The sequence below is a fragment of the Cognatundibacterium squillarum genome (assembly GCF_014652435.1).
Lineage (GTDB): Bacteria > Pseudomonadota > Gammaproteobacteria > Burkholderiales > Burkholderiaceae_D > Undibacterium > Undibacterium squillarum.
The window spans coordinates 183,692-202,568 of record NZ_BMYU01000007.1 but is presented as its reverse complement, the minus strand read 5'-3'; the positions used below and the strand labels follow the sequence as shown (position 1 = coordinate 202,568).

Genomic DNA, 18,877 nt, shown 5'->3' with positions numbered 1-18,877 from the left:
AGAGGCTGCGTCAGATTATTTTTTCGCTTCAGCAGACGCGGAAGCAGATGCTGCCGGTGCAGCCGCTGGTGCAGAAGCTGCAGCCGATGCGGAAGCAGAAGCCGATGCAGATGCTTTAGGCTCTTCTTTCACTTCGATCTTCGCTTTTGCTTTCAGATCGTCCAGCATTTTTTTCAGGTTTTGCTGTTGCAGCTGTTGTGTCAGCGGGGCTTTGATATCGTCCAGCGCTGGCAGTGTGACTGCACGGGAATCGTCCAGAATGATCACGTGGTAACCGAACTGGGATTTCACCGGTGCTGCAGTGAATTTACCTTTTTCCAGTTTCGCAACTGCTTCACCGAATTCAGGCACCATGTTTTTCGGATTGAACCAGCCCAGATCGCCGCCTTTGGCTTTGGAACCCGGATCTTCAGATTTGGCTTTGGCCAGACCTTCAAACGCTTTCACGTCTTTTTCCAGCTTAGCGATGATGTCTTTCGCTTCATCTTCTGTTTTTACCAGAATGTGACGTGCTTTGTATTCGTTGCCGCCGGATTCAGCTTTGAATTTGTCGTATTCCGCTTTCAGTGCTTCATCAGTCACGGTTGCAGACTTCATGTAGTCTTTAACGTAAGCGTTTGCCAGAATGGACTGACGTGTCATTTCCAGCTGATCTTTGACTTCCGGTGTTTTTTCCAGACCTTTGTTCAGCGCTTCCTGTGCAACGATGATCTGCATTGCCAGATTATCGATCACCATTTTGCGGGTTTCCGGTGTGTCCGGCAGACCTTGCTGCGCTTGCTGCGCCATGATCTGATCCAGTTGTTTTTTGCTGATCGGTGTGCCGTTCACAGTGGCAGCAACAGCATCTTTGCTGTCCGCAGCAGTTTCTTTGTTATTGCAGGCGCTCAGCGCCAACAGTGCAACCAGCAATGCACTACCCAGAGCTACACGGGATTTGATCGACATGAAGATTTCCTTAAAGTTGAACTGTCTTTACAGCGTATTTTCATTCAAGCATGCAAGAACACATTGCATCCGGCTCCACCAACAGGTGAAAGCTGATGCAATAGTTTCTGAACACCATGCATCCTAAGTCAGACGACGGAGCATTCTAACCGTGAACGCTCCAGTGTGCCATAACTGTATGCAAACTGTTACGGTTTCCTTCGGGAACTATTCCCGGGGAATTTCGTTCTACCTGCAGGATTAAAACATAACACCCCGCAACCCGACCGCCACTGGTCCGGAATTCCGACAGGAGACTCTATGAAGCAGGTAGCACCATGGTTCAGCGCCGTCAGCCTCAGCCTGATGATGTTCAGTTTGCCCGCACAGGCCGCCGCCGAAGAAAAAACCGATGCCGAACTGATTACCCGTCTGCGTGAAGAAGCGCTGCAGCATTCGCAGGTACAGGATCACTTCTCGGTGCTGACCGATGAAATCGGTGCCCGTCTAACCGGTTCTCCCGGCCTGAAACGGGCGGCAGACTGGGCGCAAACCCGTCTGCGCAGCTGGGGGCTGGAGAAAGTGCATACCGAAAGCTTTGCGCCGTTCGGCGTCAGTTGGGAATTCGAACATGCACGCGTGCGCCTGCTGAGTCCGTTTGCGCAGGATATTGTGGCCATTCCGAAAGCCTGGACGCCGGGCACCAACGGCCCTGTGCAGGCAAAGGTCGTGGTGGCAAAGCTGAGCAGCGAAGAAGATCTGAGCAAATGGCAGGGGAAACTGGCGGGCATGGTGGTGATGGTGGATGAACCGCTGGCGATGAAACCGCATCTGAGCGCCGATGCGCGCCGCCTGGAAAACCGCGATCTGGAAGAACTGACCAAGGTTGATCCCGATGCGCTGCCACGCCGCGATCTGGCAGCCGCTTTGAAACAGTTTCTGTTCCAGAAAAAACTGGTCGCTTTTCTGAATAATGAAAAAGTGCTGGCAACCCTGCATGTGTCGCGTGGCGACGACGGTACGATTTTTGTACAGGGTGGCGGTTCGTATAAAAAAGGCGAGGCGCAGCCGCCAACCGCGCTGGTGTTGTCTTCCGAAAGTTATAACCGCATTTACCGTCTGGCTGCCAAAAAGCAGGCGGTGGAAATCACACTGGATGTGAAAGTACGCAGCGGTGAAGAGAGTCCGGACTATGCAGTGAACGTGCTGGCAGATATTCCGGGCAGCGATAAAAAAGATGAAATCGTGATGCTGGGTGCGCATCTGGATTCCTGGCACGGTGCCACCGGCGCGACCGATAATGCCGCCGGAGTTGCGGTGATGATGGAAGCGGTGCGCCTGTTGCGTGAAGCCGGTTTCAAACCGCGCCGCACCATACGGCTGGCGCTGTGGGGCGGTGAAGAGCAGGGCTTGCTCGGCTCGCGTGCGTGGGTGCAGCAATGGGTGGCGGCCAGACCGGAGAGCAGCGATGCCAGTCAGAAAGATCTGCCTTCCTATCTGCGCAGCGGCAGCGCCGGACCTCTGCAACTGAAATCCCTGCACGGCAAAATTTCGGCTTACTTCAATCTGGATAACGGCGGTGGCCGCATTCGCGGTATCTACGCCGAAAACAATGTGGCGGTTAAACCGGTGTTTGAAAGCTGGCTGGCACCGTTTGCCGATCTGGGCGCAAACACCGTCACACTGCGCCGCACCGGCAGCACCGATCATGTGAGTTTTGATGCGGTTGGCGTACCCGGTTTTCAGTTCATTCAGGATCCGCTGGATTACATGAGCCGCACCCATCACAGCAATATGGATGTGTACGATAAAGTGCCGAAAGCCGACATGGTGCAGGCATCGCTGGTGGTTGCCAGCTTCATTGCGCACGCTGCCAACCGCAGCGATTTACTGCCGCGCAAACCCATGCCGAAAGAGAAAAAAGAGAACAAAGAAAATAATACCGAGACTTCTGCAGCATCTGCCAGACCCTGAAGCACATCTTCACAGCGCTGACCCGGCAGGCGCTCAGCAAGCGGCAACGGCGTCTGCGGACGCCGTTTTTATTGCGGCACACAGTCTGGCTTTGCGCGATAATTCCGGGATTATTTGTACGGAGTCAGTCATGAGCGAAACACAACATGAAACCCTGCCGGAAGACTTATCCGCCATGCTGCCGGTCGGCATGATCAGCGGCGGCGGGCTGGCGATACAGGCACTGGCTGCTGTCGCCCAGCGCAAGCGCGGCGTCGCAGGCTGGGAAGCCTTCCATTATGAAAAAGTGACCGGCGATGAATTTGAAGTCACCGGCGGCATTGCCGTCACGATTGCCGGTGTGCGCAAATTTCAGGGCGCACACGATACCGTGATGGTGACCGAAGCCGAAGTGATGGCAGAGCTGCGCAGCCAGCATCAGCCCGCCGCACCCGCTACCGTGATGAGTCTGCTGGAGCAGGATATGCTCGTCAGCGATATCGGCCAGACCAGCAACACCCACGCCGGTCAGCGTTATCTGAAAGTCGTGTTCGCCCTGCCCGAAGACGAAGCCGGCCGCCAGCGCCTGCTGCAAGCCTTCCGCTTACAAGCCAGCTTCTTCGGCGCAACCGTACAAGCCTGCTCGCTGCATGATCATCATCCGTTGTGAGCGCGGGCTGCATCTGCACACAATGGCGAGCATGACTGAAAAGCACTGATCGCCAGCAGCGCAAAGGCAGGGCGATCAGGGCTTTTCCGGCCGTTTGTATTGTTAATGCGTTTTTAAAAGTATCGTGGTCTCTGTGCGCGCTGGTTGCACATGCAATCCTTCAGCAGCCTGCAGAAGGCTGCGTTTGCAGAATCCAAATCGCTCAGATTCAGACAATCTTACAGTGTATCCACTCGTCTTCTGAGAGGCTGTAGATTGCACACAGACGGTGGTAGCCGTCAGCGATCACGACTTTGCCAAGGGCTTCATTTCTGACCAGCAGCAGCGGCGATAAAGCCTTACAGTTGGCAATTTTTTTGCGGTCTTTTTCGACGTGGGAATTGCTGATGCCGAGCAGGGATAAGCCGGAAGCGCGGAAGATATCTTTGGCTTTAAAGCGGATAACGGTGGCGCTGCGTAATGCGCTGACCATGTCATCGACACGATCCGGCGCATACAGCAGGCTCAGATAGGAAGCGGCTGCCGGATAATCCTGTTCTTCCGGTTCGGCTAACCAGTTAATCAGACTGGTGTTTGCGGATTTGTCCGGCATGAGTTGCCCCCTGCGTCTGTTGAAGACGCAATGTGAGAATTACGGAATTGTGACCGAGAAACCACCAACGACTTCGCGGAACATATTGCGGCAGCCGTCGCCGTAAGAAAACGGGGTGATCACAAACAGGCTGACGACTTTGGCATTGGTCACAAAGCCCATGAAGCCGAAAAAGCTGCGGCCCGGTTGTGTGCCTTCGTAACCGATTTCCCACGCGTTGGCAGTCGGATGTTTGGCGACGCGTTCGCCGTCGTATTCGAGTACCGGCACTTCTTTATTGCCGTTTAATTCCTGTATGCCTTCCACATGCGCACGCTTACGCGCTTCCAGCACAAAACGTGCAACCGATTCCATGCGGTCGTCAGGAATATCCATTGCGTCCATGCTCAGTACCAGTGAGCTGCCGGTTTCCGGGCAATACAGATGCAGACGTCCGTCCTGAGATTTGTCTTCCTGTTTAAACCAGTTGCGGTTGGTGATAAAAGTAAATTGCTCGTGTGCCCAGCGGTGTGTCATGCGTCTCTTCCTTGCCTGTGATGTAACCTGACCGCCATCGTTGCGGGCGGCAGCGCTTCCCCAGCGGAAGCCGCAACGATTCTAGCGGAAATCCCTGTCCGCCGGTATGCGTCTGCGGCAGCGGTGAGACAGCAGCGGCAGCGGAATGCACACACAGGGCGGTAAATGGCCGAAATGCGGTGTTCTGCACAGGTTTTCCGGCCTTTTTTGCGGACGTCGGCAGAAACAGTGGCGCTCCGGACAGGTGGTTTTTTGCTGAAATGACGAAATTTGCATGGTGCGTATGCGCTTGGCTGCTGGTTTTCATGCCCGATATTGCACTGCAAAACAAAAATCCGCTCAGTGCAGGGTGCCGGCAGGGTTTCTGCGTGGCAAATGCGGGTATCTGACGGGAAATCGCTGTGGCAGTGGCATTTCCGGCTTTGTCGCAGCGCAATCTGCCCGCGTTTTACGTCGCCGGAATGGCGTAAAAATCCTGCCGGGATTTGTTGAAAGACGCAGATTAGAGGATACTGTCGGCAGTGTTTCTGAGCTTGTTTTTCGTGTCTTCCCAATCAAGGAGAGCGTATGTCCAACTCGCACTTCGCAGAGCTGATCGCTTATGCGCAAGCCCACCCACATCCCGCGGCCGACCGCCAGGGACCTTTCCTCACTGCTTACTTCGAAAATACCGATCCGGATGAAATCGTGGTGCGTGGTCCGGCCACGCTGTATGCTGAGGCCAGCGCCCACTGGCGTTTGCTCGACACACCGCGCGCACCCGGCACGCCGCGTATCCGCGTGTACAACCCGACACTGGCCGAAGACGGCTTTGTCAGCGATCACACCATCGTGCAGATCGTGAATGACAATATGCCGTTTCTGGTGGATTCGGTCACGATGGCGATTAACCGCAGTGGCCGAACCGCACACTGGATTGTGCATCCCTTGCTGAGCGTACAGCGCGATGCTGCCGGTCAGGTCAGCGCAGTATCGACTGTCGCAGCGGCCAAAGCACGCGGCGCGACCGATCCGGTGGAATCGCTGATCATGGTGGAATGCGACCGGATTCTGAATCTGGCGGATCAGCAGGCACTGGCGGATGAATTGCACACGGTGCTGGATGATGTGCGTGCTGCTGTTACCGACTGGCAGGCGATGATGAACCGCGTCACCGACGTCTGCAATGCCTGCGAACAGTATGGCAGCGGCCCGGAAGTGCAGGAAGGCGTGGCATTCCTGCGCTGGCTGGAAGACCGCCATTTCACTTTCCTCGGCGCGCGTGATTACGATCTGCAATACGATGGCGACAAAGTGTCGCTGGTCGCCGTACCGGAATCCGGTCTCGGTATTCTGCGCGGTAAAGCGCAGACCACACAGGCATATCTGCCACCGGAAGTACTGGCGATTCTGCAATCGGATGAAGTGGTGCTGGTCACCAAAGCAATGACCCGTGCGACGGTACATCGTCCGTCCTGGCTCGATTATGTCTCGGTCAAACGCTATAACGCTGAAGGCAAAGTGATCGGCGAATCGCGCTTCCTCGGTCTGTACACTTCCACCGCTTACTCCGCACCGGTCAGCGAAATTCCGCGTGTGCGTCAGCGTGTGGCAGCGGTGATGGAAGCTTCCGGCGTAGTGCCGCAAAGCCATGCAGCAAAAGCCTTGCAGGCGATTCTGGATGATTATCCGCGTGATGAATTGTTCCAGATCGATGTCGCCACGCTGACCGACCATGCGCTCGGCATTCTGCGTTTGCAGGAAAGACAGCGTACCCGTTTGTTTGTGCGCCGCGATCCGTTCGGCCGCTTTACGTCGGCACAGGTGTTCGTACCGCGTGACCGTTACAACACCGAGCTGCGTGTCAAAGTCAGCCGCGAACTGATGATGGCGCTGAATGGCCAGTCGGTGGAATTCACACCGATGCTGACCGACAGTCCGCTGGCCCGTATTCATTATCAGATCCGTGCCCGTGACCGTGCGCCTCAGCAAATTCCGCTGGCCGCGCTGGAAACCCGCATCGCCCGCCTGTCGCAGCGCTGGGAAGATGAATGCACTTCTGAATTGCTGCGCACCCACGGCGAAGGCAATGGCTTGTTGCTGGCAAACCGCTTTGCGCAGGCTTTCCCGACCGCTTACCGCGAAGATTTCTCACCGCAGGTCGGCGCAGAAGATGCCGATATGCTGGCGGGCCTGAGTGCAGAATCGCCGATGATTGTGCGTTTGTACCGTCCGCTGGATGCAGAACCGGGCATGCTGCGCTTTAAGATTTACAACACCGCCAAAGTCGCATTGTCTGATTCCCTGCCGGTGCTGGAACACATGGGCGCACGCGTACTGGATGAGCATCCTTATCAGGTGACGCAGGAAGAGCAGAATTTATGGATTCATGATCTGGGTCTGCAATTACCGGCAGATACCGATCTGGCGGCGATCAAAACCCGCTTTGAAACCATGTTCAGTCAGGTCTGGCGCGGTGAAGTGGAAAGCGATGATCTGAATAAACTGGTTCTCAGCACCAGCCTGGATGCGCGTTCCATCGTAGTGCTGCGCGCCTGCACACGTTACTTCAAACAACTGGGCTTCGCTTACAGCCAGTCGTATATTGAAGCAGCGCTGAATAAAAATTCCGTTATCACACAATGCATTGGCGAGTATTTCGGTGCGCGCTTCAAGCCGGATTTTGCGGGAGACCGTCAGGCCGCGCAGCAGCAATTGCGTGAAAAACTGGAAGCCGAACTCGCGAATGTGGAAAGTCTGGACGAAGACCGCATACTGCGTCAGTTCTTTGCGACCGTGAACGCAACCCTGCGTACCAATCTGTGGCAAACCCAGGCGGATGGCAGCTACAAGCCTTACATGAGCTTCAAAATCAATCCGCGCGAAGTGCCGAACATGCCGGAACCGAAGCCGCTGTTTGAAATTTTTGTGTACTCACCGCGGGTTGAAGGCGTGCATCTGCGCTTCGGTAAAGTGGCGCGCGGCGGCTTGCGCTGGTCGGATCGTCGTGAAGATTTCCGTACCGAAATTCTGGGTCTGGTCAAAGCGCAGCAAGTCAAAAATACCGTCATCGTGCCGGTCGGCTCCAAAGGCGGTTTCGTGCTAAAAAATGCGCCACCGGCAACCGACCGCGAAGCGTATCTGGCGGAAGGTGTCGCTTGCTACCGCATTTTCCTGTCCGGCCTGCTGGATCTGACCGACAACATCGTCAAAGGTCAGGTGGTACCACCAGCCCGTCTGGTGCGCCATGATCCGGATGATCCTTATCTGGTGGTTGCTGCTGACAAAGGTACGGCGACTTTCTCGGATATCGCCAACAGCGTATCGGCGGATTACGGCTTCTGGCTGGATGACGCATTCGCGTCCGGCGGCTCAGTCGGTTACGACCATAAAAAAATGGGCATTACCGCGCGTGGTGCGTGGGAATCGGTCAAACGCCATTTCCGCTCGATGGGCATCAATACCCAGACCACACCGTTTACCGTGGCCGGTATCGGCGATATGTCCGGTGACGTGTTCGGTAACGGCATGCTGTTGTCGGAGCAAATCCGCTTAGTCGCGGCATTTGATCACCGCCATATCTTTATTGATCCTTCGCCGGATGTTGCGGTGTCCTTCCGCGAGCGTCAGCGCCTGTTCAATCTGCCGCGCTCCAGCTGGGATGATTACGACAAATCGCTGATTTCCGAAGGCGGCGGCGTGTTCCCGCGTTCTGCCAAGTCGATTCGTCTGAGCCCGCAGGCGCAGGCAGCGCTGGGGATTACTGCAGAAGAACTGACACCAAATGAACTGTTACGCGCCGTGCTGCTGGCGCCGGTGGATTTGCTGTACAACGGCGGTATCGGTACCTATGTCAAAGCCAGCTTTGAAACCCATGCGCAAGTGGGCGATAAAGCCGGAGATGCCTTCCGTGTTAACGGCGCAGAACTGCGCTGCCGCGTGCTGGCAGAAGGCGGTAACCTCGGTTGTACACAGAATGGCCGTATCGAGTTCGCCCAAAAAGGCGGCCGCATTTATACCGATGCGATTGATAACTCCGCCGGTGTGGATTGCTCCGACCATGAAGTGAATATTAAGATTCTGCTGGGTGGGATCGTCGAAGCCGGTGATCTGACGCTGAAACAGCGTAATGATTTGCTGGCATCGATGACGGATGAAGTGGCAGAACTGGTGCTGACCGATAACTATTATCAGTCACAGGCGCTGGATGTGGCCGGTCATCGTCCGCTGTATGTGCTGGATGGTCAGCAGCGTCTGATGCAGGCACTGGAGAAACAAAACCGTCTGAACCGTGCGCTGGAATATCTGCCAAGCGATGAAGAAATCTTCCATCGCAAAGGCCGTCGTCAGGGCCTGACTTCGCCGGAAGGTGCGGTGGTGCTGGCGTATGCGAAGATGGCAGTGTTTGATGAACTGATCGCTTCCAATCTGCCGGACGATCCTTTCTTTGGCCGTGCGCTGAAAGCCTACTTCCCGCAAGTCTTGTCGGAACGTTTCAGCGATGCGATTTCCCGCCATCCGCTGAAACGCGAAATCATCGCGACTTACATCACAAATACCGTAGTGAACCGTGCCGGTGCGACGTTTGTTAACTTCATCGCTTCAGAATCCGGTGCCAGCGCTGCCGATGTGATCCGGGCGTTTACACTGGCGCGTGAGATTTTCGATCTGGAACCGCTGTGGGATCAGATTGATGCGCTGGATTACAAAGTTGATGGCCGTCTGCAGCTGGATCTGTTGTCCAAACTGATCGCAATTACCCAGCGTGCTTCGCGCTGGATGCTGCGCATCCGTTCACAGACTTCCGATATGCCGACACTGATCCAGCGTTATCAGCCGGCAGCACGTGAACTGCGTTCGCAACTGGAAAACTGGCTGCCGGCCAGTGCCGTGGCAACCTGGGCCAGAGAAAGCGATACGCTGGTACAGGCGGGTGTGGAATCCGGTCTGGCACTGGATCTGAGTGCGCTGGAATTCATTTTCCCGGCACTGGATCTGGTCGATCTGGCGGCCAGTACGCAATCCGATCTGGAAAGCACCGCCCGTGCTTACTTTGGTGTGGATGATGAGCTGGGCCTCAGTGGCTGGCGCAATCAGATCAACCGCCTGCCAACCGATACCCTGTGGCAGACACAGGCCCGCGGCAGTGCGCGTGATGATGTGTATTCGATTGCAAGCCAGATCACCCGTGGCCTGCTGTCACGTCAGGAAGCCATTACCGACTGGCGCGGCCGCAATGAGCAGGCGATTTCCCGCCTGAACCAGTTGCTGGCCACCATCACCGCACAGGCACCTGATCTGGCACCGGTCTCGGTTGCTTTGCGTGAATTGCGTCATCTGGCGTAAGCAGTGCTGATGTAAAAAAAGGCCATCCTGCGGGATGGCCTTTTTGCTGGCGGAGTCTCATATTTGCTCAGTAAGCGCCAGCGTAGTCTGTAGCGGTAAAAAATGCTTCAAATGCGGTGTTCAGCATAGCGATCCGGCGGTCGTCGGCAGAAAGTCCGGGCTTCCGGAAACCCTTAATGACGACTGCTGCACAATGTGTGCGCTTCTGCCCTAGCGCGCCTGATCTGCAGATCAGCGCCGGAAGTAACGGTCTACCAGCATGCGGGCTGACAACATCGCGCCGACGTAACCGCCACCGGGGAAAGTCCAGGCGCCGACCTGATACAAGCCTTTCAGCGGATAGCGCATCGGGAAACGTCGCCACACACCCGCCTGATCCGTGGTTTGTGCAAAGCCATTGATGCTGCCCATGTAGTTGCCGGTATAGGTGGTCATAGTTTTCGGTGTGCCTGCTTCCAGCACCTCGATATGGGAACGGATACCCGGAAAACGCTGTTCCAGCTGTGCTAACAACGCATCTGTCATGGCTGCTTTCCGGGCCTGATACTGTTCTTTGCCGAGTTGTTGCCAGTGTTTGCCGGATACCAGTGCAATAATGCCGATGGTGGATTTTCCGGCCGGTGCCAGACCCGGATCAACATTGGTGAACAAATTCAGAAACCAGCCGGTGTCGTGAAAATCAATCTGCTCAGGTGCAGAGCACATTTGCTGAAACTGTGACGAAGACGATAAACCATCGCAAAAAAACACACTGTACTCATCCGGCCCGATACCAAAGGTACTGAGCGGGCAATCCAGACCAATGTAAATCTGAAATGCCGACATGGCAGGTTTCATGTTATCCAGTTTATTCAGAAATGAAGCAGGAAACGCTTCACGTCCGGCTAACTGAACGGTCGCCTGCGGGCTGATATTGCTGATTACGTGCTGTGTCCGGATGTCGCCGATTTTTTTTGACGTGAGTCCGGTGACTTGCCCGTTATGATGATGAATCTGAATCACGCTGCGGGAAGTTTCAACACTGCCGCCGGCCGCACGTACCGATTCTGCCAGTGCGTCTGATAAGCTTTGCGAACCGCCTTTGACCGAATAACCACCGTGCGCCAGATAATCAAAAAACGGATAGGAAAAATACGAGTAAGCCAGTTGTTCCGGCGGCAGACCGTAATACGGCCATTGCGCTGCCAGAACTTCCTTCAGTTCCGGATGCCGGGTGAAACGTGAAAAAAACTGATCTACCGTATCAGTGTCGTAGCGCATCAGACGCGGAAAACGCAATGGCGTGCTGAGTACTTTCCACCAGAACGGGTCCGGCGATTGTACAAAGGCGGACAATTGCTGATACATTTTTCCGGCAGCAGAAAACAATTGCCGGATATTCTCGGCTTCCTGCGGATAACGCTCACACAGAAACTGCTGATAGGCATCGATGCCTTCATGTCTGACGATCAGATCACCCTGACGGGTAACCAGCCGGTACACGGTTTTTTGCGGCAGAAAAGTGACCTTATCCGCGATGCCGCAATCCTGCAGGCAACGATAGGAAGGTGTGCCGGGTGTCATACCATTCATCGCGTGCAGCGAAACATCAAACGTGAAGTCGCCACGCTGAAAATTCGTCGCGTAACCGCCGACCTGCTTATAGCGCTCCAGTACCAGCACACGCCTGCCCTGCCGTGAAAGCAGGGCGGCTGTCGCCAGGCCGCCGAGTCCGCCGCCGATGATCACGCTGTCATAATCCGGTTTCATGCACTGACTCCGTCTACAGAAATTCAGGCTGCTTTGGGCAGCGGATAATATTGTTCAACCACATAGTTAACCGCTTGCCGCAATGCCTGCTCCATATCCGGTAAATGTATGCCTGCCCGCGCCAGTCTGGCATCGGTAGTGTCCGTGCGGAAGTCGCGATCCCAGCTCAGGTAGGTTTGATAAATACTGAGCAGTGCCACCAGTCCCGGATGAATTTTTCCTGCTTCAGCACGGGATTGAAATTCCTGATCTGACACGTATTCGAGGACCGGTGCGGCCGCAGCACCTGCATGTGAGCGGATTTTGCTCAGTGCAATTTCTGCGACGATTTCCATCGGCAGACTGCGGGCTGTGCCCGCTGCCAGTAAATGATTTTTTCCCTGTGATTCTGCATCCTGACTGAGCCATGCAATGGCATCACAAACATAGTCAATCGGCACCATATCTGTACGTACCTGCGGGTTGGCCGGTAAGCACGGAATGATCGCTTTCTTGCTGCAGGCCAGCTTCAGGAATTCCAGAAAACCAAACAGTTTGCGCACTTTGCCATCAGCGGAAAGACACAGTACCTGACTTGGTCGGTAGATCGTGACAGGCATACGTTCGCGCGCCTGCGTTACCATGATTTCTGCTGCCAGCTTGGTCTGTTCATACGGATTGGAGAAGCTTTGTCCGCAATCCAGATCGTCCTCCAGCACCGGATCGCGGCGGGTCCCGCTGACATAGGCCGTCGATGCATAGTGCAGTTCGAAGGCCGGATTCGCTGCCATGCAGCGTTCAGCAAAGGCCAGCGTTGTGCGGGTGCAATCGATATTTCCGGCGATGGATTCTTCCAGACTGGCGCTGAAGCGCACATTCGCTGCGAAATGGAACAGTTTCCGGCAATGCTGGCTCACGATCGCTGCCTGTTCCGGCGTCATGCCGAGGTCCGGTAAGCTGACATCGCCGGTCAGCACATGAATACGGTGTTGCTGAGCCTGCCAGAACTCGGGCTGATCGACTGCCTGCGCCAGACGCTGGCGGGCTTCTTCTTGCGTTTTACCACGCACGATGGCCAGTAAATCAGTTTGCGGATAGGTTTGCAGCAGGCGCGGAATAATCGCGGAACCCAGTGCACCGGTAGCGCCGGTCAGCACCAGTAAAGGGCGGGAAAAATTCATTATCATCATCAGTGAAATCGCAGGCGGATTGCTTGTACAGGTTGGGGATCAGGCGGTCATGCCACCATCGATAACAAAGGTCTGTCCGGTGATATAGCGGCCACCCTGGCCGAGCAGAAATACTGCCATGCGTGCGATATCTTCCGTGCTGCCAAGCTTTTTCAGTGGTACCAGATCACGCAGCTTTTTCAATTGCGCTTCGCTCAGATTGCCGGTCATTTCTGTTTCGATGATGCCCGGTGCAATCACATTCACTCTGACATTGAAACGACCGAGTTCCACCGCCAGTGACTTTGTCATGCCTATCATGGCGGCTTTGGTTGCCGCGTAATTTGACTGACCGGGATTACCTTTGATGCCGGTTACGGAACTGATATTGATAATGCAGGCATCGCTGCGCTCTGCCAGATGCGGTAACAGGGCATGGGTAGTGTGATAAACCGAATCCAGATTATTCCGTATAACCTCATGCCAGCGCGGTGCATCCATCGCGAACAGACTGGCATCGCGGGTAATACCGGCATTGTTGATCAGCGCATACGGCGCTCCGTACTCAGCGCAAAGCGATGCTGCTAAGGCGTTCACCGCTGCGTGGTCTGTCATATCGCACTGAAATCCGCGACACCATGCATCAGCGGACTGACATTCTGCTGCCAGTGTTTCTGCTGTGCTGACTGAGGCCAGATAGGTAAATGCAACTGAATAACCTTCTTTCACCAGCATTCTGACGAGACCGGCACCGATGCCGCGCGCACCGCCGGTGACTAACACCCACTTCGATTGCTTCACTGTATTCTCCGCATAGGATGGCGGGATCAGACCCGCCGTATTGTCATTAAGCGATGACTTCGATATTGCCCGGCGCTTCTTCTGAATAACGGGCACGCTGAACACCGGACGTTTTCATCAGGTAATTCAGATGCATGTCCTGAATGTCTTTTTCTGAATACGGATTGCGATCGCCAAACAGATCTGAGATGACGCGGTATTTTTGCTGAGTGATGCGTTTTAAGGGTTCCAGCCTGTCATTACGTTCAGACAGGAACAGCGGCATCATTTTGTTCACGCCTTCGAAATAGGTTTCATGCACCATAGCGTTGTGATACAGCAGGCCGCGTTCGAGTGCGCCCAGTGCACGCTCCATGTGATATTCATCAGCCTGCAGCAAATCACGGATCAGTGCAGACCATGCAGCAATATGGCGTGCTTCATCGTTACGGATAAAACCCAGTGCTTCTTTGAGTTGCGGGTGATGCACGCGGATCGCAACATCGCGATACAGCTCTGTATTAATAATTTCGGAGAATAAATGCGCGAGGATGTAGCTGTATAAATCCCAGTAACGCCGGTCGTCATAACACCACATGTATTTTTTTCCGAACTCACGCGGATTCATTTGCGCGATATAATCGGTTTTTCCTGTGGTGACGTAGTGATACAGGCTGCCCAGCGTAAAGCCGTGCCGCAGTTCTTCATACGAAATAATACTGACGTAAGAAAATACCGGAGTCCAGTCTGCCAGCCGGTCATGGGACATACCGGCTTCCTTTTCCTTCAACAGTAATTCGTAAAGTTGCGTGGCAGATGCCAGTCCGGAAAACTCACCATCGCGCAGGCAGTCCAGCAAGCTGATGATTTCTCTGTCGTGCGCATCCAGTTCACTAACCCACGGAAACTGATAGCGGTCAGCTGCCCATCGGCATTCATCTGACACGCAGCCAAACCGGGCAAGGGTTTCAAGTCCGCTCATTTGAATTCTCCTTAGCCTCAGGCAGTGACCATGCGGTCTTCGATATAGCTGCAGAACTGACCAAGGCTGGTGATCTGGCCGGAGGTGAAGTCATCAAAATTGATTTGTACGGCAAATTTTTTCTTCACTGCCAGTTGCAGTGACACATAGTCGAGGCTGTCCAGCTCCAGCGCAGCGAGCGGCGTATCTTCCTGCATTGCTTCCGGCTCAAAATCCACCAGATCCGCGATTTCATTTTTGAGAAATTCCAGTGTGCTGTTCATGTGATTCCCTTTCAAAAAGTAAAATTACAATTGCCTGAGCATCAGGCCGATACGTTGAATAAAGCAAAGTTTTCCATCCAGCCAGACCGGAACCTCAACGGTCAGTACCAGACCATTATTTGTCTGCAGATAGTCGGTTGTGTGCACTGCATACTCAAACTGACTGAAGCGAAGATCGTTTGTGTCCGCGCGCAGATCTTGTGCAAACAGGCTGCTGTGCGTGGTTTGCATGACTACGATCTTTCCGGCAGCCAGATCGTCTGCACACGCCGGGCCGATATGACGGAAGAAGTCTTCATGAAAAACCTGATTGCCGTGTTCCTGCACATAACGGGAAAACATCATGGCATCCAGTGCAATCCAGGCCGGACTGCAGACCGGAAAATCTGCGACACATTCCTGAAGGCGCTGAAATGCCGTATCCGTCGCTAATGCAAATCGCTCAGTAGTTTCATGCCATTCGGGTACTTCGCATGCCTGTGTCAGCGCAGACATATACAGTTGCCCGTTCAGATCTTCGAGACGGGTGCGCATTTTTGCAGCGCCCGGTTTCTTTTCACTGACAATCTGGTACGGCTGCTGCAATGGCATGGCCTGCCGGAGCATGGCATGCCATTGCACCCATACTCCGTCATCGCCTGGCATGGATGAAGCGCGTTTCAGATGCATCATTGCCAGCATGCCGTGAATCACAACATCATCGTTGCCGGTCACTTTTCCGGCGATTTCCGGATCAAAATGTATCGGATTGAAATCACCTGAATAATCGGCCCAGCTGCGCAAATGCTGGCTGCTAAACTGTGTCAGTTGCATGCTCAGACCTTTGAGAAAATCAGCGCAGAGTTTGCGCCGCCAAAGCCGTAATTGATGTTCATGACATGCTCAATATTGGTGGCGTGGCGGTGCTCGTGCGGTATGTAATCCAGATCACAGGCATCGTCCGGTCTGTCCAGATGAATGGTGGCGGGCATCATGCCGGTTTCCAGTGTACGAATGCTGAATATCGATTCGATAGCACCAGCTGCTGCAATCAGGTGGCCAGTGTAAGATTTTGTGCTCGAGGCAGGTGTGCGTCTGGCCGCTTCACCCAACGCCAGTTTCAGCGTGTTTGTCTCATTCAGATCGTTCAGCTGCGTGGATGTGCCGTGGGCATTAATGTACTGGAGGCCATCCGGGGGTAATCCGGCTTGCTGCATTGCTGTGCGAACACACTGAATCCGTGCCAGCATATCTTCTGCGGGCGAGGTGATATCGCGTGCATCGGAATAGCTGCCGTAGCCGGTAATTTCAGCCAGAATGCTGGCACCACGTGCAACAGCGGAATCGTAATCCTCCAGACAAAGCACAGCAGCACCTTCAGATAAGACGAATCCGCTTCGGTCTGCACTGAACGGACAGCAAGCTTTGCGGATATCTTCCTGCTCTTTGCTGAGCGCCCGTAAGGTGTCGATACTCCAGACGGAAAAGCCTTGCGTGATACTCTCGCCGCCACCGGCCAGCATCATTTTTGCTTTTCCGGACCGGATTTTTTCAAAAGCATCACCAATCGCAATACTGCCGGTAGCGCATGCTGCGACCGGAGTATTCTGATAGCCACGCAAATTCCAGTGCATGGAGATGGCAGCAGTGGCAACGTTTGGCATTACCAGCAGATTAGAAAATGGATAGGCCAGTTGCTCATCGCGATAAGTTGCGTTTTCCCTTGTCGACTCATCCTGTGCGCCCCAACCGGTTCCGAAAATGACACCACAGTCAAACGGATCGTAATGGTCTGCCGGTTGCTGCTGACCAAATGCCATTTGTACAGCTTCGTTTGCTGCATAAAAACTGAGGCGTGCAAACTCCGGAAGAAATTTCAGAACAGGCTTGGGAATGTTTTTATATCTGGGTTTATCTTTGATGAAGCCAAAGTATCTGGCATTGATATTGGGATTGCCGAAATCCTGAAAATGGTAGCCTGTCTGATAGTTCATGATGGAACCCCATATTTCGGATACGTTGTTTCCCAGTGCGCAAATGGCACCGTAGCCGGTAACAACAACCCTGCGCTGATCAGAGTGATTCATTCATCCATCTCCTTGATTGGCATATTTCTTTGAATTTCGGCAAAGCTCCGCCCGACCCGCTTTTCTCAGGCAGAAGTAGTCAGATATCGGTGATTTACGGAGGAGTCCTCCGGTTTTCAGGAATCTACCTATTTACAAAAATAGTTAAGAAATATATGTAAAATAAAAAATTAAAGAAAATTAAGTAAACAAGAATTTATGTTCGCTATAGTAGCTTCCGTCAATTCCTGCAAATCTTGAGATAACGCAAGAATATGTGGGATGCATTTTCCGAAAATGCTGTAGATCATCGTTGTTCGTGGTCTGAATTTCGTGAATTTATGCGCAGTTCATCGATATTTGCAGTGAATTAAAACTTTGCGATTGCAGAAGAACCGTTCGTCGGAAATCTCGCAGCAATACGATGCTGGTAATTCCGTTGTTGTTTTTGAAGGCGAATTTTCTTTCCGATATTGCCTGAAAGAATCAAAAGGAGATGAGATGTCAAATGATATGTTGCAGGCATTGTGTGGACGGGAAGATCCGTTAACCGGATTTTTTTATCAGGGACGACGCAGGTTTTCGGATGTGAATCATCATATGCTGGTGCTGAACCAGCAGTTGTGTGCAGAGATATTTTTACTCGCCGCTGAACATGTAATCAGTGAGCTTGGTTCGGAAATTAATGAGACGGGCGAGCTCCATGCGAAGGCGGAAGCAGTCGTGCATGTACTGGAAAATGTGGAACCTGATCTGAATTCAGCAGATTTCCGGTCTCAATTGCTGCAGCAGGCATTTTTATCCGGACAGGATGGAAAAGCACCGTTAATTCAGATGCGGTTATTCAGTGGAACACGAAAGAGTTGTATTTATCTCGGCATTTCCCACGCAATTGCAGACATTCAGGCCGCACATGAGATTTTGTATCGTTTGCGGGAAGTGTATGAGCAATTGTTGCAGGGTATTTCTCCGCTGCATGTGCAAAGATCATTTTTGCCATTGCAAAGCGTATTGCCTGAATGGAACCGGCCCGCAAACAGAGTATGGCGACGGTTGCACACCAATATGATCATGCCCGGAAAACTGTTTTCCGGGTCCCGTACCCGTGCCGGAAAATATCCGACGGAGATACAGGGACGTTTTCTTTTTTCAGACATTGATTTTTTACATCGGAAGTTGCCCGCTGCGTTACAGTCTGCTGTGCTGACTTATTCCCGGCAATTTGCGGTGTCGGTAAATGCCATATTTTCAGCAGCACTGGTAATCTGGTTGCGCTCACTCAGTCCGGCTGCACCAGCAAGTCAATTTACCATCGCTGTCAATTTACGTGGCGCGCCGGGATGGCCGGTATCAAGGGGATTTCGCAGCGGAATGGTCAATGCAAGTTTGCAGATTCCGGCAGGAGTGTCAGGCCCGGACTTGTGTAAAGCGATACAGCTGCAGACAGAAGCTCTGAAAACCCCTGCGGGACTGTCGCAGGCCATGGCTTTGATGGAAAACGCTGAGGGTTTGATGCGCAGCGGATTGCCTTCTTCTATGGTTTACCGGTTGATGCATCGCGCGCAAAGCAGCAATGTTTTGTATTCAAATCCCGGTCGTGCTAAGAAGAATCTCGAATTGTTTGGAGAAGCGCGGGTACTGGACTGGTGTGAGTTCGGATGTCTGGTTCCGCCATATGGATGTATGTTCCTGACGCCGATGCTGAATCAGCAGTTGCAGTTAGATGTCGTCTTTTCACGAAAGCGATTTCCGCAACCCGTAGAGATGTTTGTTGAACCCTATCTGCAGGCTTTGTCCGGACTGCTTTCTTCGGTGACGGCGGATACTGATGTTCTGGTGGCATAAAAAAACCGGGACATGTCCCGGTTTTGTAAACGTTGTGCGATGTATGAGAACTCATTTCATAAATAGCCACGAGTGCGAATGC

Annotated in this window: 14 protein-coding genes; 4 read left to right on the top strand and 10 right to left on the bottom strand. The window is 53.5% G+C overall.

Annotated elements, in window-relative coordinates; all coding sequences use genetic code 11:
- Window positions 1-15: 15 nt before the first annotated feature.
- Window positions 16-948 carry a peptidylprolyl isomerase gene (locus IE092_RS14355; RefSeq protein ID WP_189357883.1) on the bottom strand — a complete coding sequence of 311 codons (933 nt, stop codon included), beginning with the start codon at window positions 946-948 and terminating at the stop codon, window positions 16-18.
- 300 nt (window positions 949-1,248) lie between these two features.
- Here IE092_RS14355 and IE092_RS14350 point away from each other — a divergent pair, with 300 nt between their 5' ends.
- Both IE092_RS14350 and IE092_RS14345 read left to right on the top strand, forming a co-directional pair.
- The gene (locus IE092_RS14350; RefSeq protein ID WP_229793192.1) at window positions 1,249-2,901 is read left to right on the top strand and encodes a M20/M25/M40 family metallo-hydrolase; all 1,653 of its coding nucleotides are present in this window, start codon (window positions 1,249-1,251) and stop codon (window positions 2,899-2,901) included.
- Between the two features lie 130 nt (window positions 2,902-3,031).
- On the top strand, window positions 3,032-3,550 hold the full coding sequence (locus IE092_RS14345) for a hypothetical protein (RefSeq protein WP_189357882.1): 519 nt from the start codon (window positions 3,032-3,034) through the stop codon (window positions 3,548-3,550).
- Between the two features lie 208 nt (window positions 3,551-3,758).
- Here IE092_RS14345 and IE092_RS14340 read toward each other — a convergent pair whose 3' ends face one another.
- Window positions 3,759-4,142 carry a hypothetical protein gene (locus tag IE092_RS14340; protein WP_189357881.1) on the bottom strand — a complete coding sequence of 128 codons (384 nt, stop codon included), beginning with the start codon at window positions 4,140-4,142 and terminating at the stop codon, window positions 3,759-3,761.
- A gap of 39 nt (window positions 4,143-4,181) precedes the next feature.
- Entirely contained in the window at window positions 4,182-4,658 is a 477-nt protein-coding gene (locus IE092_RS14335; RefSeq protein ID WP_189357880.1) for a hypothetical protein, read from the bottom strand.
- A gap of 567 nt (window positions 4,659-5,225) precedes the next feature.
- Here IE092_RS14335 and IE092_RS14330 point away from each other — a divergent pair.
- Window positions 5,226-9,983 (top strand): NAD-glutamate dehydrogenase, encoded by a 4,758-nt coding sequence (locus tag IE092_RS14330; RefSeq protein WP_189357879.1) that lies wholly within the window; start codon window positions 5,226-5,228, stop codon window positions 9,981-9,983.
- Window positions 9,984-10,214: 231 nt separating this feature from the next.
- Here IE092_RS14330 and IE092_RS14325 read toward each other — a convergent pair whose 3' ends face one another.
- The 7 genes from IE092_RS14325 to IE092_RS14295 are packed head-to-tail and all read right to left on the bottom strand — an operon-like array spanning window position 10,215 to window position 16,971.
- Window positions 10,215-11,732 carry a phytoene desaturase family protein gene (locus IE092_RS14325; protein ID WP_189357878.1) on the bottom strand — a complete coding sequence of 506 codons (1,518 nt, stop codon included), beginning with the start codon at window positions 11,730-11,732 and terminating at the stop codon, window positions 10,215-10,217.
- Window positions 11,733-11,755: 23 nt separating this feature from the next.
- Window positions 11,756-12,892, bottom strand: coding sequence for an SDR family oxidoreductase (locus IE092_RS14320; protein ID WP_189357877.1), 1,137 nt, complete (start codon window positions 12,890-12,892; stop codon window positions 11,756-11,758).
- 48 nt (window positions 12,893-12,940) lie between these two features.
- A complete protein-coding gene (locus IE092_RS14315) occupies window positions 12,941-13,681 on the bottom strand; it encodes an SDR family NAD(P)-dependent oxidoreductase (protein ID WP_189357876.1) in 741 nt (246 codons plus the stop codon).
- Between the two features lie 46 nt (window positions 13,682-13,727).
- Window positions 13,728-14,642 carry a hypothetical protein gene (locus tag IE092_RS14310; RefSeq protein ID WP_189357875.1) on the bottom strand — a complete coding sequence of 305 codons (915 nt, stop codon included), beginning with the start codon at window positions 14,640-14,642 and terminating at the stop codon, window positions 13,728-13,730.
- A 17-nt stretch (window positions 14,643-14,659) separates the two neighbouring features.
- The gene (locus IE092_RS14305) at window positions 14,660-14,905 is read right to left on the bottom strand and encodes an acyl carrier protein (protein WP_189357874.1); all 246 of its coding nucleotides are present in this window, start codon (window positions 14,903-14,905) and stop codon (window positions 14,660-14,662) included.
- A 24-nt stretch (window positions 14,906-14,929) separates the two neighbouring features.
- Window positions 14,930-15,718: a MaoC/PaaZ C-terminal domain-containing protein gene (locus IE092_RS14300; protein ID WP_189357873.1), complete on the bottom strand. Its 789-nt coding sequence runs from the start codon at window positions 15,716-15,718 to the stop codon at window positions 14,930-14,932.
- A 2-nt stretch (window positions 15,719-15,720) separates the two neighbouring features.
- Window positions 15,721-16,971 carry a beta-ketoacyl-[acyl-carrier-protein] synthase family protein gene (locus IE092_RS14295; RefSeq protein WP_189357872.1) on the bottom strand — a complete coding sequence of 417 codons (1,251 nt, stop codon included), beginning with the start codon at window positions 16,969-16,971 and terminating at the stop codon, window positions 15,721-15,723.
- Window positions 16,972-17,451: 480 nt separating this feature from the next.
- On the opposite strand from IE092_RS14295, the gene IE092_RS14290 reads away from it, so the two are divergent.
- Window positions 17,452-18,795, top strand: a complete 1,344-nt coding sequence (locus tag IE092_RS14290; RefSeq protein WP_189357871.1) for a hypothetical protein — start codon at window positions 17,452-17,454, stop codon at window positions 18,793-18,795.
- Window positions 18,796-18,877 lie beyond the last annotated feature (82 nt).